Source organism: Paludifilum halophilum (assembly GCF_002245355.1).
GTDB classification, from domain to species: Bacteria; Bacillota; Bacilli; order Thermoactinomycetales; family DSM-45169; genus Paludifilum; species Paludifilum halophilum.
Genome location: NZ_NOWF01000003.1, coordinates 200,729 through 216,262 on the forward strand (window position 1 = coordinate 200,729; position 15,534 = coordinate 216,262).

The following is a 15,534-nucleotide window of genomic DNA, read 5'->3' on the forward strand; positions in this document are numbered from 1 at the left end:
TGGTCAGACCACTGCAATAATTATTATTATATCAAAAGGCAGTCCTTGCGGGAAAGGGAAGGAGATGGGCTCAAACCCCGCTAACGAAGAAAACCTGCTTCTTTCTATGAAGAGCTCACCATAATTCCAACCCATCTCCCTCAGCATGCGATAAGAAATAAAAGAGCTCTTTACAAGCCCTTTACCAAACCCTTCAACCTTTTCCGCTTTTCCTCGGGGCTCCATCCGCTTCTTTTGATCCGTTCCCTCTCCTGATACAATTGATCCAGCTTGGCTTCCCAGGTTTCATCATACCGTTCGGACAGCTCATCCCGGATCTTTTTTGCCAGAACCGGGCTGGCCCCCATGGTGGAAACGGCGAGAACCAGACGGCCGCGGCGCAGGCGGGCAGGAATATGAAAATTGCCGAAACGGGGTTGATCGACCACCGTAACCAGTTGTCTCGGCTGAACACATGCCGCCACCCGGCGGTTTACCTCAGGCGAATCAGTCGCCGCCACTACCACCCACGCTTCATTCAGGTCCCCCGGGTCAAAGAGCTTCCTACACCAATCGATCATGCCCTGTTCCGCCTGTTCCCGCAGAAAGGCGGAGGCCTCCGGAGCAATCACGGTGATGCTCGCCCCCGCTTCCAGCAACGCACTCACTTTTCGGGCGGCTACCGTACCACCCCCGACAACGACGGCCCGCTGGCCGGAAAGATCCACCATCAGCGGAATCTGGGACATGATATTCATCCTTTCTTTCGTTGGTCACCGTACAAAACACCGCTTTCATTTTTCAGGGCATCCCCTGCAAACCCTCTCTTGTTTCTCAAAACGGAAACCGAAGGGCTTCCGTTTCCCGATCCCGCCAAAGAAAAGGAGGGTCCGGTGAAGGGCAGGGTTCCCGCCAAAATTGTCGAATCTTACATTCGACGCCCATGAAAAAGGAGGACTTCTCTGTTGCAGCAGCCACCGCAACATCGCATCGACCCGCTGGCCATCCGCGTATGGAGGATCAGCGGGATTTTGACCACCATCTTTCTCTATTCCATCACAGGCGGAGTGACCATCGCCGTTCATACATTCGGATGGACCGACTGGATTACAGCCGCCGGCCTCATTATCGCCACTCTATCGGCTGTTCCTCTCATCTTCCTGGCGCCTCAGCTCCGCTGGAGATATTATCGGTATGAAATCTCTGAAAAAGAAGTTTACATTCAGTCCGGTTTTTTCTCCATCAAACGGACCTTAATCCCCATGGTCCGGGTTCAACATGTAAATACCAGTCAAGGACCCGTTTTGCGACGATACCGGCTGGCGGAATTGGAAATCCATACGGCTGGAGGGGGCTCTTTTTCCATTCCCGCTTTAAAGATGAACGATGCCGACGAGTTACGCGACCGGATCGGCTCCTGGGTGAGGGCAGCAGAGGATGAATAAACCGAGACGGCTTCACCCTTCCACCATTCTGGTCACGATCATCAAGAACATCAAGGAGCTATTATACCCCCTCCTCGTCTCCTTCGGGATCAGCCTGTTCAGCGAAGATATGGGGCAAAAGCTGATTTGGGTCCTGACAGGAAGCTCCGCTGTCCTTATTTGGATTATCGCCAACAGTTTTCTCCGTTGGTATCGACAAGTTTATTATCTGGAGAATGATGAATTTCGTATAGAAAAAGGGGCCTGGTTGAAAAGAAAGATTTATATTCCCCTGGAACGAATCCAGTCTGTCGATGATGTCGAGAGGATCTGGCACCGCCTTTTCGGTGTCGTCCAATTGCAGATTGAAACGGCCAGCAGCGAAAGCGAACCGGAGGCTGTATTGGCTGCTGTCACCAAACGGGACGCCGCAAAATTGAAGCGAGCGCTGTTTCGGCGACCCCGGGCGGGAAAGCAGTCCCCGTCCGCAGGAGAAGGGGAGAAACTTTCAATAGAGAATCAACCGGACCGTCCCCGCCTTCGCCTGAGTCATCGGCGCCTTCTGATCGCCGGTTTAACCTCGGGACGGATCGGGGTGATGCTGGCCGTCCTGGGACCTCTTTTCTCCATCGTCATCGATCTGATCGATCTCGACACGGCGTTTTTTGAATCGATTTTCCGGTCCGCCGCTCCCTTCTTCTCCCTGGGAGGAGTGATTGTTTTGGTACTGATAGGAGCGCTGGGAGCTTGGCTGCTTTCCATCGGAAGCACCGTCATCCTGGAGGCCGGATTTACCGTGCGCCATGATGGGAACTATTTGTTCATCGAACGAGGGTTGTTGGAGCGGAGGAGAACTTCTCTGCCCCTGAAAAAAATTCAAGCCGTTCACCTGGTGGAAAGCGTCTTGCGCCAGCCCTTCGGCTTTGTGACGATTCAGGTGGAAAGCGCGGGATACGGCGGGGAGTCGGACCAACGAGTTGTCTGTTTCCCCCTGTTAAAACGATCGGAAATCGATACTTTCCTCGCGGACTTCCTGCCGGAATTCGCACCGGCGTCTCGGATGGGGATTCGCCCCCTTCCATCTCGAGTGCGAAAGCGCATGATCGGGTATTCCCTCCCGATTACAGCCGGATTAGCGGGTACAGCTTGGTATTTCTCCCCTTCCTGGGGAGGTTACGCATTTTTTCTTCCGCTTCTAGACGCCCTTTACGGATATTGGCGATTTAAAAGCGGCGGTTGGCAAGTGGAAAAGGGGGTGGCCGTTTTCAGGAGTCGTCTGATCAACCGCAGAACGGTTTTTTTGCCCCGGCGAGCGATCCAGTCCCGAACCCTATCCCAAAACCCCCTCACCCGGCGTGCCGGTCTGGCCGTCTTTCAAGCCCGGCTGGCTTCGGGCAACCAGTACGAAAGCAAACTTCTGGAACGAACGGACGCTGTGACAATGATCCGGGAAACGGACCCGGAACCAAACAGAACTTCGGCGTAACGCCGAAGTTCTTCAGCTAAAAAGCGTTGTGAATCATTCCACGGCGGTATCAAAGAGCTTCCACCGAATGAATATCCGGGAGCGAAGAGGGATACAAACGTTCAAACCATCGCAGTTGGTCACGCAACCGAACGACCTCTCCGACGATGATCATCGTTGGATTCCGAACCGGAACCCGCTCCATGCGGTCGACGATATCGTCCAGAGTTCCTGTGACCGTCGTCTGATCCCCCGTCGTACCCCACTGAACCAATGCGACAGGGGTGTAGGGATCCTTACCGCAGCGGATCAGCTTTTCCCGGATATGGGGAAGGTTTTTGACCCCCATATAAATGGCCAGGGTATCGACGCCGCGGGCCAAGCTTTCCCAGTTTACTTCATCTTCCATTCCTTGACGTCGATGACCGGTAACAAAGGCGAAGGTAGAGGCGTATTCCCGATGGGTAACCGGAATTCCGGCATAGGCCGGGGCGGCGATTCCCGCTGTGATTCCGGGAACCACTTCAAATTCCAGCCCGCTCCTGGCGAGAGCCTGCGCTTCCTCCCCTCCGCGCCCGTAGATGAAGGGATCCCCCCCTTTCAGCCGGGTGACGATCTTCCCTCCCGCGGCATGCTTAATAAGGAAACGGTTGATGGTCTCCTGCTTCATGGTATGGTAGTCAGGAAGTTTCCCGCAGTAGATGAGGTCCGTTCCCGCCCCGGCATATTCCAGCAATTCCCGATTGATTAGCCGGTCGTACAGAATCACATCCGCTTCCTGAATACACCGCAACCCTTTTAAGGTGATCAGTTCCGGATCTCCGGGACCGGCTCCCACCAAGTACACTTTTCCCATCCACTCCAGCCTCCCTGTTTACGGCCCCCCTCCTTCAGCTGAGGAGCGTCTCCCGCTCGTAGAGAACAAAGCCTCCCCCTTTGCGAATCCGCTTTTTCTCGTAAAGGGAGATGTCCTCCACCGAGGGCATTTTCAAGAAATACTTTTCCAATTCCGCTTCAACGATTTGAAAGGCTTCGTCATCACCGGAGGCAGCCACCACCACGTCAATCACTTCTTGATTGGCAGTCACTTCAAAACGGTACAGATACAAAGAAAACCCTCCGATCAGGATGCCTGGGGAACTACCCGGGACAGGATGTCATTCAGTTCCTGCTGCAACCGTTCCACCCCGACACGTTCCACAAATCGGTAGAAGGACTCGCCCGCCACCTTTTCTTCCTTGAAAAAGGCGAGAAGTTCTCTCAGCACCGGGGCCAAATGCTCTCCGTCCACTTTTCCCTTCAGTTTTTGGTTGAACTTTCCACCGTGATCCAGAGTCCCTCCGACATAAATTTCAAAGGCGTCAACGAGTCCTTGTTTCTCCTTGGACTTCATCTTAATCCCCTGCAATCCGATATCGGCGATCTGGCGCTGTCCGCAGGAATTGGGGCAACCGACCATATGGATGCGGACCGGAACATCGAGCGCGATCTCCTCATCCAGATATTCGGCAATCCTCCGCATCCGTTCCTTCGTCTCCACTAAAGCCAGATTACAATACTCAATGCCGGTACAGGAGACGGAATAGGCGATAAAATGGCGGGGATGAACAGAAATCCGTCGGAACACGTTTTCTTTCAAAAGATCTTCCACTTTTTCATCGGGGATGTTGGGGATAATCACATTTTGTGAGTTGCAGGTGCGAATCTCTCCGTTCCCGTATTCCTTGGAAATGCGGGCCAGTTCGAACACTTCTTCCGATGTCATACGACCGATGGGAACGTTGAACCCGATGTAGGACAGCCCTTTTTGTTTCTGGGGATGGACTCCGTAAAAATATCCGGCGTTCCACTCCTCCAACCGGCTCTCCCCACGGCTTGGCAACGGCCCGGTATATTCGAGCAATTTCTCCCTGAACTTTTCCGGACCCCAGTCCGCCATCAGGAACTTGAGCCGGGCCCGGGTCCGCTTCTGACGGTATCCGTAATCCCGGAAAATCGTCGTCACAGCGACTGCGACATCCTTCACCCGTTCCGGCTGGATGAACAGATCCAGCTCCTGGGCCAGGTAGGGACGCGAAGACAAGCCTCCGCCCACTTTCAGGTGAAAGCCGGGAACCGTTTTCCCGTCGATCTCCTTCACTGCCGGGGTGAATGCGACGCAGTTGATCTCCGCGTGGGAGGCGTTATGAACGTTGGCGCTGATCGACATCTTATATTTTCGGGGCAGATTAGAGAAATCTTTGTTGTGCTGAAAGTGATCAAATACCTCTTTGACGATGGAACGGGTATCGATCAGTTCGTTGGGATCGATCCCGGCCAAAGGGTTTCCGACAATGTTCCGGGTGATGTCCCCGCAGGCTCCGGCGGTAGAAAGGCCCACCCGTTCCAATCGGCGAAAAATATCCGGGATCTCCCCGATCCGGAGCCAGTGAAACTGAATCGCCTGTCGGGTGGTCACATCAAAAATGTCGCGACCGTAATCCCGGGCGATCCCCGCCAGTGTCGTCGCTTGCTCATAATTGAGGACGCCGGAGGGAACACAGACCCGCATCATGAAATAGCCGTCTTCTCTCGGTTTTTGCAGGTAGAGCCCCGCCCATTTGAACAAAGGCCACCGTTCCTTGGGAATCGATGAAAACCCTTCCTCGGCATAGCGGGGGATCTCCTTGAAGATGTCCAACCCGTCGGTCTCCAATTTCTGTTTTTCCGTATCGTTCAGCTTTTCATTATTCGCCCAATGTTTGGTGTAAGTCACGGTGGCTCACCCTCCCTCGTTCGATCTGTTTTGTCTCCTCCAGATAAGCGATCACCCGGTTGACCGATTCTTCGATGTTCAGCCGGTCGGTACGGATGGTCAATTCCGGTGATCCGGGAGGTTCATAGGGGGAGCTGATCCCCGTAAACTCGGGAATCTCTCCGCGCCGCGCCTTTTCGTACAACCCCTTCGGATCCCGGCGTTCGCATTCATCCAGAGCGCAGTCCACATGAATTTCAATGAATTCCCCGGGATCCAGGATATCCCGAACCCTGTCCCGATCCTCCCGGAAAGGGGAAATAAAAGCGGTCAAAGCGATCTGTCCGCTATCGACAAACAGCTTGGCAACCTCCCCGATCCGTCGGATATTCTCCCGGCGATCCTCGGGAGAAAAGCCGAGTCCCCGGTTGAGACCGTGACGGATGTTATCCCCATCCAGGACATAGCTCCTCAGCCCCCGCTCCGTTAACCGCCGGTCGACCGCGTTGGCCAGAGTGGATTTGCCCGCTCCGGACAACCCGGTAAACCAGAGAACACAGCTTCCGTGTCCGTTCAAGCGCCTCCGTTCTTCCTTTGTTACCGCTGTCTCATGCCAGAGAATGTGGCTTTGTCCCATTTCCCTCTCCCTTTCCTCAGGTGGTAACCGTCTTCTCCCTCAGCCCCCGGATCAGTACATCAGCCACTTCCGGTCGGCTGAAGGTAGCCGGGGGACGTTCACCGTTTCTCAGCATCTGTCTCACCTTGGTTCCGGACAGGGTGACATGATGCTCTCGACCGTGAGGACAGGTTTTCGTGGAAGCCATATTTTCGCATTTTACGCAATAGTAACTATGTTCAAAGAAGAGGGGCGTGATCCCCAACTCGTCCTCCCCGAATTCGCTGAAAATCTTCTGGGAATCGTAAGTGCCGTAATAATCGCCCACCCCGGCATGATCCCGTCCGACGATAAAATGAGTGCAGCCGAAATTCTTGCGAACCAGGGCGTGGAAAATCGCTTCCCTCGGCCCGGCGTAACGCATCGCCGCCGGGAAAGCGGCTAGGAATACCCGATCCTTCGGGTAATAATGTTCCAATAACACCTCATAGCTTTCCAGGCGTACCTCAGCGGGGATATCGTCGGACTTGGTCTCTCCGACCAGGGGGTTCAACAAAAGACCATCCACGGTTTCCAGAGCCGTCTTCTGAATGTACTCGTGAGCCCGGTGCACCGGGTTTCGCGTCTGAAAACCGACCACCGTTTTCCAGCCGCGGGCATCGAAGGCCTCCCGGATCTGGGCCGGATCCAGATAGTAGGATGCGAATGTATTCTTTTTGGATCGGTTGATCAGGAAGATCGGGCCGGCGAGATAAACTCCGGGACGGTCAAACAACTTCTTGACGCCGGGATGAGCGGGATCCGACGTCCGGTACACCTTTTCCGCCTCCCGCTTTTTGTCCGGAACAAATTTCTCCTCCAGATGGAGGACTCCGTAGACGATACCGTCCTGAACCAGCTTCACCGGGTCCCCGGTTTCCAAAGTATCCGCCTTTTCCTCCGATACTGGGAGTGTCACCGGGATACTCCAGGGGAAACCGTCAGCGAGACGCATCCGTTCCACCACGGAATCGTAGTCCTTTTGTCCCAGGAAACCGGTCAAAGGGCTGTATCCGCCGGTTCCGATCAGTTCCAGATCACTCAAGGCCATCGCGTCCAGCTCCACCTCATGGTTCAGGTCTTGCGTCGAATAATCCGGCTGCCATCGGTAAACCAGCCGTCCTCCATGGGGAATACTCGTACTCATCGAAACCCTCTCCTTTCCTTCATTTTTCCCGTCAAATCCCGCCGCCGTGTTCATGAAGGGACCGCTTTTCCCGGCGAACCGACCGAATCAGACTGATGGAGCCCACCGTCGCCAGAAAGACACTGGCCACCACCGCCACGGAATAGAGATCGTCGTGAATGAGAACCTTTACCATTCCATAGGCGATCACGAGAGAAAAAACAGGGGAAACCGCCCATACTTTGATCATTTGGGCGATGATGCCCTTCTGCCACAGGGAAAATCCCTTTTTGGCCGTCCCGATGCCGATGATGGCGGAAGTGGTTACCTGGGTCAGAGGTACCGGAATTCCCAAAAGGGACGATCCGATCACCAAGCCGGCTCCGGTGCCGGAAATCGCACTCCCCTCCAACATGGTAAATCGAGTAATCCCCTTGCCGTTGGTCTCCAGCACTTTCCTTCCCAGAAGAAGCGCTCCCGAAGCGACAAAGATCCCTCCGTACAAAACGCCCTCGGAAACGGAAAGCAATCCGGCGCCCACCAAGGGACCGACGGCGTTGGCCACATTGTTCATTCCGGCGGCGATAGCTTCCAGAAAGCCGGTCACCACCAGCAATACCGCCAACCACCGTTGTCGCTTTCCATCTCTCAAAGGTCTCACGCGCTTCTCGACGAAACCGATCCCCTTTCCCGCAAGCAAGGCGAGGAAAAAAGCCGTCACCGGAACCATCAGCCAAAACAGCAGAACAGTAACCAGTTGACCCGCCAGGATCACCTGGAACGCCAGACCCGCACCGACCACGGCACCCACTGTCACTTCGCTGGTGGAAAGAGGAATGCCCAACAGGTTGGCGATAAAGAGGGACAGCCCCGCGGCGGCTAGAATGATCACGGCAACCCGGATATCCACAATCGAGGCGGGAATCAACTCCGAGCCGATAGTTTTTACGACCTCCCCGCCCCCCAAAATCGCTCCGAAAAACACCCCGATCCCGCTCAATACAAGGGCCCAGAACCGCTTCGGAATCGCACCGGCTCCGTATGCGACCCCCATTGTGGCCGCCGCGCCGCTGGCACCGATGTTGAGGGCGAAAAAGAATGCGACTGTGTAACCCGCGTAAATAATCAACATATCTTCACATTCTCTCTATCTTGTCGTCGTGTGAAGGCCGCATTCCCGCTTTTGAGTTCCGGCCCAGCGGCCCGCGCGCAAATCCTCGCCCTCCTCGACCGGCAAGGTGCATTTCTCGCAACCGATGCTGGGATATCCCCGGTCATGTAAAGGATTGTATGGGAGTCCCCGTTCCCGGATCGTCGCCCAAACATCGTCCCAGGTCCAATGAATCAGAGGACAGATTTTGACAGAACGAAATCTTTCATCCTTATTGAGGAACTGAGTCCGCTGACGGGAGGGGGACTGTTCTCTCCGCAACCCTGAGATCCAAGCCTTCTTCCCCCGCAACGCCCGTTCCAGGGGTTCGATTTTCCGCATCCGGCAGCAATGATCGGGCTCCCTTTCCCAAAGAGCATCACCGTATCGATCCGCCTGTTCCGCTACAGTCAGTTCCGGGTGGAGCTTCTCGATGTTCAACCGGGGATAACGTTTTTTCACCACTTCGATCAAGTCGTAGGTCTCTTGAAAGTGAAGGCCGGTATCCAAAAAGATCACTTTGGCTTCCGGGTTGACCCGGGAAATCAAATCGATCAGCACCATTCCCTCCGCCCCGAAGCTGCAGGCGTAAACCAGTTCCTCTCCATAGTGCTCATAAGCCCATTCCAGTACATGCAGGCTTCCCTTGTGTTCGTTATGGATGGGAAAACTGGGCTTTTTTTGCTCCCACGTCTCATACGTCAACCGGCTTTCCACCGCTTTCCCTCCTTTTTCATCCGAGCCCGCGGACAAAAAACAAGCGGCCTTCATCCGTCGCCGGATAAAGGCCGCCTCTAGTTTGTCTAGTCAGCGATCCTATCGAAGCCTCACTTTTTCGTTTTTCTCCAGTTGGATCACCTTGCCGTCCTGAACGACCAGCGTAATCGATCCGTACTTCATATCGGACAGCATCTCCCGGATCCGATCCGTGATCTCTTCCAGCGACTCTCCGCTTTTTCGGGTCACGCCAGTCCCTCCCTCGCTCCCGGCATCAAAAAAGCCCTCCCATTTTTGGAGAGACTTCAAGGTCCGTATCCGCTCAACCCTTATCTTCCAAAATGGTACCCATTTTGCTGGAGTTAGCACCTTACACGATTGTCGGAGTGCAGGTTGCCGGACTTCATCGGGCCAGTTCCCTCCGTCGCTCTGGATAAGATTTAATAACATCATATTGACTTCCATCTTCAAAGTCAACCCTTTTTACCAAGTTTTTTGATCGGATTTAATATAATTGATCAGGTTTTTAATCAAAGGTCTGGCATGATCGGATTTCCCGGTTGGTTTTATCTTTCCTTGCCATCTATTTTTGCAATTGGTAGATGGCCGGTCGGAGACCTTTCAAACGGAGTCGCATCCGTTCACGGCAATGGAGGGAGCATTGATCGGCGGCACGGGAGAGCAAATCTCCCTCTTCCGTCAACAGAATCGCGTTTCCGCCGGGTTTCAGCACTCTGGACATTTCTCGAACCCATTCCCGATACCGATCCCCCAAATCCGCCCGATTCCCGATTTGGCGGCCAAAGGGCAAATTGCTGACGAATTGATCCACATAACCACTGTCCAATGGCAACTGTCCGGCATTCCATCTCTGAACAACGTGATCATCCTTTAGATTGGCTCGGGCGGATTGGATCGCTTTTTCGGAAAGGTCCCCTCCCCTGATTTCAGAGAAGGGGTACACCATCCGTTCCTGAAGGATCGTGCCGGATCCGCAGCAAGGATCGACAAAAGTGTCCGTCTCCTGCGGCGACGAACACCAGACCAGGGCATGAGCGATTGTTGGTCGAAGAGCGGCCGGTGTAAACGAACGACGACCGCGAAACCGAAAGGATGCATCCGTCAACCGAAGGGAAAACACAGCATCCTCCCCCTGCAGATCCAGCCGAAAGGCCAATGTATGATGGTCGGCATTTCCTCTGATCCATCCGGGATAACGCCTGGCAATCCCCCGCATGGCCGCTTCCGCGGCCTCGAACCGACTATACGTATGCTTTCCTCTTCGACTGGCATGAACGACATAGCTTCGATCCGGCCCACCCACCGATTCCGCGAATGAAAGGTCATATTCCGAGATTTGTTTTTCCAATTTCGGTAAATGACGCTTATGGGGCCCTACAGAAAACCGGTCAATGAATCGGTATAAATGATCGGCCGTCCTTAATTGCAAATGGGAAGCCAAGGGCAGGCAAGACTTAAAATAGACTTTCCCCCGCTCGGTCAACTGGACTCGGGCTTCGGGAATTTTGACCTTCATTTCATCGATTAAAACATTTTCCAATCCCGGAAGGACGGTAGCCAGATATGGATGGTGCATGTCGGTTTCCTCCTCCATCATCGGAAAACCGGTTGAAACATACAAAAAACCGCAAATGAACAAATCCATTCACGGTTTTTGATCCAAAATCAAGGCCACTAAAGGTGGATGAACCATCATTGGGTCGGGAATCGTATTCAACCGCGCTCCGCCCGGTTGTACTCAGGGGAGTACGAGTCGCTATAGCCGACCACGACTCTCCCATTTCCAGTTATCCGGTTCATCTACCGTCCTGAGCAACCTTCATTTTGAAGCAACCGATTGACCGTGCTTGTTCATGACAGATGGATACACAAAAAGAAGGCACAGGAAAACCCATCGGACTGAAAACCGATTTCCCATCAAAAGCCTTGATTTTGTGCATGGATGTATTCCGTTTCATATCACTGAACCATCTGCTAAGAACACGGCCATCTTCATCGCGATCGGTTACCTCCATTGATTTTATGTTGGTTGTATTTTATAACACTCTTCCCTTCATTTTAAATCTTTCCATTCGAGCTGTTCGATGATCAGCCATAAAAAAAGCCGGGGAAAACCCGGCCCTCGGATATCATCATCTTCTTCCCTTTATTCCATCGTTCCCTTTTCGTGTCGTTCCAGATCCGCCCGGTACCGCTCCATATCCGGGTGATCATGGGCGATGCGGGCGGAGGCGGCGGCGGCGATCCCCGCCACGAGATCGTCCAAAAAGACATGGATCCGACCGTTATGATTGTTCAAATGTTGGATGACACCCTGTTTCGTCTTGTCCAGATAGCCGAAACTGGTCAGTCCGATTGTTCCATAGACGTTGGTGATGCTCAATGCCAAAATTTCGTCCACCCCGTACAGAGGTTCATCCACTTCCATTATCTGTTGCAAGGGTATCGGCAGTTTCCCCTTTTCCGCCAAATCATCCAGGGCGACTCCGGTAATCACAGCATGCTGTACTTCTCTTTTTTTCAGGACCTGGTCTACGCTCTCCAGGCAATCCTTTTGAGTCAATCGATCATGATAGGGACGCTGCAAATCATAGACAAGATCGGCCATCGATTCCAGGGTGACGCCCCGTTTTTTGAGCAGGTGAAGGACATGACGGTAAAACAAAGGGTATCACCCTCTTCCAAACGTTTCGTCCAACATCCTATGCCGACCGCGGTCAGCGAGTGCGAAAGGAGTGCCTACCTAGGATGTCCTCCACCTGACGTTGACATTCCCGGGAGGGTTGAATCCCGTATTTGGCCACAGGCAGAGAAAGAACCCGCTGATTTTTCTCGTAATAGAGAACGACAGGCGTCGAACCTCGATGGGTAAGGAGAACCCGTTTCAACCGCTCCAGGATCTCCTTTCCTTCCCGGTGGGGGGGAATACGGATATAAGCCCGGGATTCCCGCTTGAGATCCTCCACCGTATCTGCCAGGATTTTAACCCCCTTTTCGTGATGGTTGACTTTCCCGGATACTTTCACCGCCCGGTCCGTCTGTAACAGAGGACGGTATTGGCGCAGGGTCCGGGGAAAGACCACCACCTCCACCTGCCGCGACCGATCCTCCAGGGTGACGAAAGCCATCGGCTCTCCCCGGCGGGTCGTGATCGCCTTCACCTCCCGGATCAAGCCGCCGACAGAGATGCGCTCCTCTTCTCGGCACCGGTCCATCTCCTCCAGGGTATGGCTGGTATGAATCCGGATCGTTTCCCGGAAGGCGTCCAGCGGATGTCCAGAAAGATAGAGACCCAGCAATTCCCGCTCCAGCTCCAATTGCTCCCGGGAACTGAAGGGTTTCACCCCGTCATAGGAAAAGCGGGTTTCCGAGGAGGTATTCGCCGCCTCATCAAAAAGTTGCAGCTGATCTTCCGATCGGCGGCGTTGGTAGTCTTCCCCCTTTTCCATGGCCTCATCCAGTTTGGCCAGGTTCCCCGCACGATGTCCGGGCAGACTGTCCATTGCCCCACACTGGATCAAAGATTCAATCACCCGCCGGTTGCAGGTTTTCAGATCGACCCGCATGCAAAAATCGAACAAATCTCCGAACGGTTTCCGGCGACGTTTCTCGATGATGGCGGTGATCGCGTGGGTTCCGACGTTTTTAACGGCGGCCAATCCCATACGGATGGCTCCGTCTTTGACAGAGAAAGATCGCTCACTCCGATTGACATCGGGAGGAAGCACATCGATCCCCATCCGTCGACAATCCTCAATATACTCCGCCGTCTTGCCGTGACTGCCCATCACAGTGGTCAGAAGAGCGGACATGAAATAAAGGGGAACGTTCGCTTTCAGATAAGCCGTTTGGTAAGCCAATACCGCATAAGCGGCGGAATGGCTCCGGTTGAAACCGTAATCGGCAAAGCGAAGGATCAGATCGTACAGGCGGTTCCCCGTCTCCTCATCGTATCCCTGTCCGATACACCCGGAAACAAAAGCCTCCCGCTGCCTATCCAGCCACTCCCGCTTTTTTTTGGAAACGGCCCGGCGCAACAGGTCCGCCTGACCCAGACTAAATCCGGCCATCCGGTTGGCAATCTGCATAATTTGCTCCTGATAGACGATAATCCCGTACGTATCCTTCAGAATCGGTTCCAGGTCGGGGTGAGGATACTCCACCACCTCCTGTCCGTGCTTGGCCCTGATAAAGCGGGGGATCTGCTCCATCGGCCCCGGACGGTACAAGGCGAGAACCGCAATGATATCCTCAAAGCGAGAGGGTTTCAATTTTCGGAGTACCTTTCTCATCCCTGCTGATTCCATCTGGAAGACACCGGTGGTCTCCCCCCTGGACAACAGAGCGTAGGTGGCAGGATCATCATATTCCGAACCGTCGAAATCGATCCGATACCCTTCCGTCCGCTGAACCGAGTGAATCGTCCGCTCGATCACCGTCAGATTGCGCAAGCCCAGAAAATCCGCCTTTAACAGTCCGAGATCCTCTAACGCCTCCATCGGATATTGAGTCAGACTGATTCCGTCCGTACCCTGCTCCAGCGGAACGTGATCCGTCAAATCCCCTTTGGAGATCACCACCCCGGCGGCATGGGTGGAAGCGTGCCGGGGCATTCCTTCTACCTTGGCCACCGTTTCCATCAGCTGAGAGATCCGGGGGTTTTCACGAGTCCATTTGTCCAGATCGGAATCCGGCGTCATCACTTGATCCAAGGTCTTTCCCGGACCGGCGGGGATCCGCTTGGCTGTCTGATCCACCTCGGCATAGGGAAGTCCCATCACCCGGCCGACATCTCGGACAGCGGCCCGAGGGGCCATCGTCCCGAAGGTGATGATCTGGGCCACCCGATGAGAACCGTACTTTCGGGTAACATAGTCGATCACCTCATCCCGCCGCTCATAGTTGAAGTCGATATCGATATCCGGCAAATTGACCCGTTCCGGATTGAGAAACCGTTCGAATAACAACTGATACCGGATCGGATCGATATCCGTGATGTAAAGGGTGTAAGCGACGAGGCTTCCGGCGGCGGAACCCCGACCCGGGCCGGTGGCGATCCCGTTTTTCCGGGCAAAGCGGATGAAATCCCAGACGATCAGAAAATAGTCGGAAAAACCCATCCCTTCAATCACCGACAACTCGTATTCCAACCGCTCCACGACTTCCCGAGACGGAGAGCCGTAACGTTTTTCCGCTCCTTTTTGGCACAACTGCCGCAGATACGTGGCCGCCGTGTGCCCCTCGGGAACCGGAAACTCCGGCAGCAGGCGTCCCCCCAGGGGAATCTCCACCCGGCAACGGTCGGCGATGCGGCGAGTGTTTTCCACCGCTTCCGGAAGATGGGCAAAAAGACGCTCCATCTCCCCGGCGCTCTTCAGGTAAAACTGGTCTCCGGGAAATTTGAACCGGTCCTCTTCCTCCAGTTGACGGTTGGTTCCGATACAGAGGAGACAATCGTGAACCCCAGCGTCTTCCCGGTTCACATAATGCAGATCATTGGTGACCACCAACGGCAAACCGAGTTCTTCGGAAAAAGCGGCCAACTGCCGGTTCACTTTTTGTTGTTCCGGAAGACCGTGATCCTGCAATTCCAGAAAGAAATTCCCCTCCCCGAAGATCTCCCGGTATTCCTCAGCCAAACGTCTCGCCCTGGACACCTGATCTTCCAAAATCGCCTGGGGAATTTCCCCGGCCAAACAGGCGCTGGTGGCGATCAATCCCCGGCTGTGACAGCGCAGCAACTCCTTGTCCACTCTCGGTTTGTAATGGAATCCCTTCAGATGAGCCTGGGAAGTCAGCTTCATCAGATTGCGATAACCTTCATCTGTCTCCGCCAACAGGAGCAAATGATAGATCCGGTTTTCCCGGGGAGGAAGTCTCTCCTCCATCCGACCGGCTGTAAGATAGACTTCACATCCGATGATCGGACGAATCCCCTCCCTGCGGCAAGCCTTATAGAAAGGAACCACTCCGTACATCACTCCGTGGTCGGTGATGGACAGAGCGTCAAAGCCGGAACGCTTCGCTTCCTTCACCAGTTCCTCGATTCGGGCCGCACCGTCCAACAGGCTGTATTCAGTATGAACGTGTAAATGAACAAAGGAATTTTTCCTCATGGTACCACCTGTCGCCTTTCGTTTCCTCTTCATTATACCGTATCCTGCAAAATGCGAACATATAATCGCCATGGAAAAAACCGGTCTCCTGAAAGAGCTGACGCCATCCTTCCGGTTGACTCGTCCTCATAAAATACGCTTGTTCCA

Annotated in this window: 14 protein-coding genes and 1 riboswitch; of the genes, 2 read left to right on the forward strand and 12 right to left on the reverse strand. The window is 54.1% G+C overall.

Going from position 1 to position 15,534, the window contains the following annotated elements:
- Positions 1-170: 170 nt before the first annotated feature.
- The gene (locus CHM34_RS06140; RefSeq protein WP_169713619.1) at positions 171-728 is read right to left on the reverse strand and encodes a precorrin-2 dehydrogenase/sirohydrochlorin ferrochelatase family protein; all 558 of its coding nucleotides are present in this window, start codon (positions 726-728) and stop codon (positions 171-173) included.
- A 216-nt stretch (positions 729-944) separates the two neighbouring features.
- Between CHM34_RS06140 and CHM34_RS06145 the strand changes: the two genes are divergently transcribed.
- Both CHM34_RS06145 and CHM34_RS06150 read left to right on the forward strand, forming a co-directional pair.
- Entirely contained in the window at positions 945-1,424 is a 480-nt protein-coding gene (locus CHM34_RS06145) for a PH domain-containing protein (RefSeq protein ID WP_169713620.1), read from the forward strand.
- A complete protein-coding gene (locus tag CHM34_RS06150) occupies positions 1,417-2,889 on the forward strand; it encodes a PH domain-containing protein (RefSeq protein ID WP_094263716.1) in 1,473 nt (490 codons plus the stop codon). Before CHM34_RS06145 ends, CHM34_RS06150 begins: the two co-directional genes overlap by 8 nt.
- Before the next feature lie 49 nt (positions 2,890-2,938).
- On the opposite strand, the gene cobA is transcribed toward CHM34_RS06150, so the two are convergent.
- The 11 genes from cobA to CHM34_RS06205 form a co-directional block, all read right to left on the reverse strand.
- Entirely contained in the window at positions 2,939-3,724 is a 786-nt protein-coding gene (gene cobA, locus CHM34_RS06155; protein WP_094263717.1) for a uroporphyrinogen-III C-methyltransferase, read from the reverse strand.
- A gap of 34 nt (positions 3,725-3,758) precedes the next feature.
- The gene (locus CHM34_RS06160; RefSeq protein ID WP_094263718.1) at positions 3,759-3,977 is read right to left on the reverse strand and encodes a DUF3906 family protein; all 219 of its coding nucleotides are present in this window, start codon (positions 3,975-3,977) and stop codon (positions 3,759-3,761) included.
- A gap of 14 nt (positions 3,978-3,991) precedes the next feature.
- Entirely contained in the window at positions 3,992-5,623 is a 1,632-nt protein-coding gene (locus CHM34_RS06165; protein WP_094263719.1) for a nitrite/sulfite reductase, read from the reverse strand.
- On the reverse strand, positions 5,595-6,239 hold the full coding sequence (gene cysC / locus CHM34_RS06170) for an adenylyl-sulfate kinase (RefSeq protein ID WP_094263720.1): 645 nt from the start codon (positions 6,237-6,239) through the stop codon (positions 5,595-5,597). The genes CHM34_RS06165 and cysC overlap by 29 nt, the downstream gene beginning before the upstream one ends.
- A 16-nt stretch (positions 6,240-6,255) precedes the next feature.
- Positions 6,256-7,404 carry a sulfate adenylyltransferase gene (gene sat / locus CHM34_RS06175; protein ID WP_094263918.1) on the reverse strand — a complete coding sequence of 383 codons (1,149 nt, stop codon included), beginning with the start codon at positions 7,402-7,404 and terminating at the stop codon, positions 6,256-6,258.
- A gap of 31 nt (positions 7,405-7,435) precedes the next feature.
- Positions 7,436-8,515 (reverse strand): sulfate permease, encoded by a 1,080-nt coding sequence (gene cysP / locus CHM34_RS06180; protein WP_206093754.1) that lies wholly within the window; start codon positions 8,513-8,515, stop codon positions 7,436-7,438.
- A gap of 15 nt (positions 8,516-8,530) precedes the next feature.
- Positions 8,531-9,250 carry a phosphoadenylyl-sulfate reductase gene (locus tag CHM34_RS06185; protein ID WP_240511901.1) on the reverse strand — a complete coding sequence of 240 codons (720 nt, stop codon included), beginning with the start codon at positions 9,248-9,250 and terminating at the stop codon, positions 8,531-8,533.
- A gap of 99 nt (positions 9,251-9,349) precedes the next feature.
- Positions 9,350-9,475 (reverse strand): YezD family protein, encoded by a 126-nt coding sequence (locus CHM34_RS06190; protein ID WP_276207687.1) that lies wholly within the window; start codon positions 9,473-9,475, stop codon positions 9,350-9,352.
- Between the two features lie 101 nt (positions 9,476-9,576).
- Positions 9,577-9,690: riboswitch (SAM riboswitch) on the reverse strand.
- A gap of 143 nt (positions 9,691-9,833) precedes the next feature.
- Positions 9,834-10,847 carry a methyltransferase domain-containing protein gene (locus CHM34_RS06195; protein WP_169713621.1) on the reverse strand — a complete coding sequence of 338 codons (1,014 nt, stop codon included), beginning with the start codon at positions 10,845-10,847 and terminating at the stop codon, positions 9,834-9,836.
- Positions 10,848-11,417: 570 nt separating this feature from the next.
- Positions 11,418-11,936, reverse strand: a complete 519-nt coding sequence (locus tag CHM34_RS06200) for a phosphatidylglycerophosphatase A family protein (RefSeq protein ID WP_094263723.1) — start codon at positions 11,934-11,936, stop codon at positions 11,418-11,420.
- Positions 11,937-11,988: 52 nt separating this feature from the next.
- Positions 11,989-15,420, reverse strand: coding sequence for a DNA polymerase III subunit alpha (locus CHM34_RS06205; RefSeq protein ID WP_240511902.1), 3,432 nt, complete (start codon positions 15,418-15,420; stop codon positions 11,989-11,991).
- Between the last annotated feature and the right edge of the window lie 114 nt (positions 15,421-15,534).

Coding starts and splice junctions, on each gene's coding strand:
- CHM34_RS06140 (WP_169713619.1), bottom strand. CDS start 728: ATGTCCCAGATTCCGCTGATGGTGGATCTTTCCGGCCAGCGGGCCGTC.
- CHM34_RS06150 (WP_094263716.1), top strand. CDS start 1,417: ATGAATAAACCGAGACGGCTTCACCCTTCCACCATTCTGGTCACGATC.
- cobA (WP_094263717.1), bottom strand. CDS start 3,724: ATGGGAAAAGTGTACTTGGTGGGAGCCGGTCCCGGAGATCCGGAACTG.
- cysC (WP_094263720.1), bottom strand. CDS start 6,239: ATGGGACAAAGCCACATTCTCTGGCATGAGACAGCGGTAACAAAGGAA.
- sat (WP_094263918.1), bottom strand. CDS start 7,404: ATGAGTACGAGTATTCCCCATGGAGGACGGCTGGTTTACCGATGGCAG.
- cysP (WP_206093754.1), bottom strand. CDS start 8,515: ATGTTGATTATTTACGCGGGTTACACAGTCGCATTCTTTTTCGCCCTC.
- CHM34_RS06195 (WP_169713621.1), bottom strand. CDS start 10,847: ATGCACCATCCATATCTGGCTACCGTCCTTCCGGGATTGGAAAATGTT.
- CHM34_RS06205 (WP_240511902.1), bottom strand. CDS start 15,420: ATGAAGAGGAAACGAAAGGCGACAGGTGGTACCATGAGGAAAAATTCC.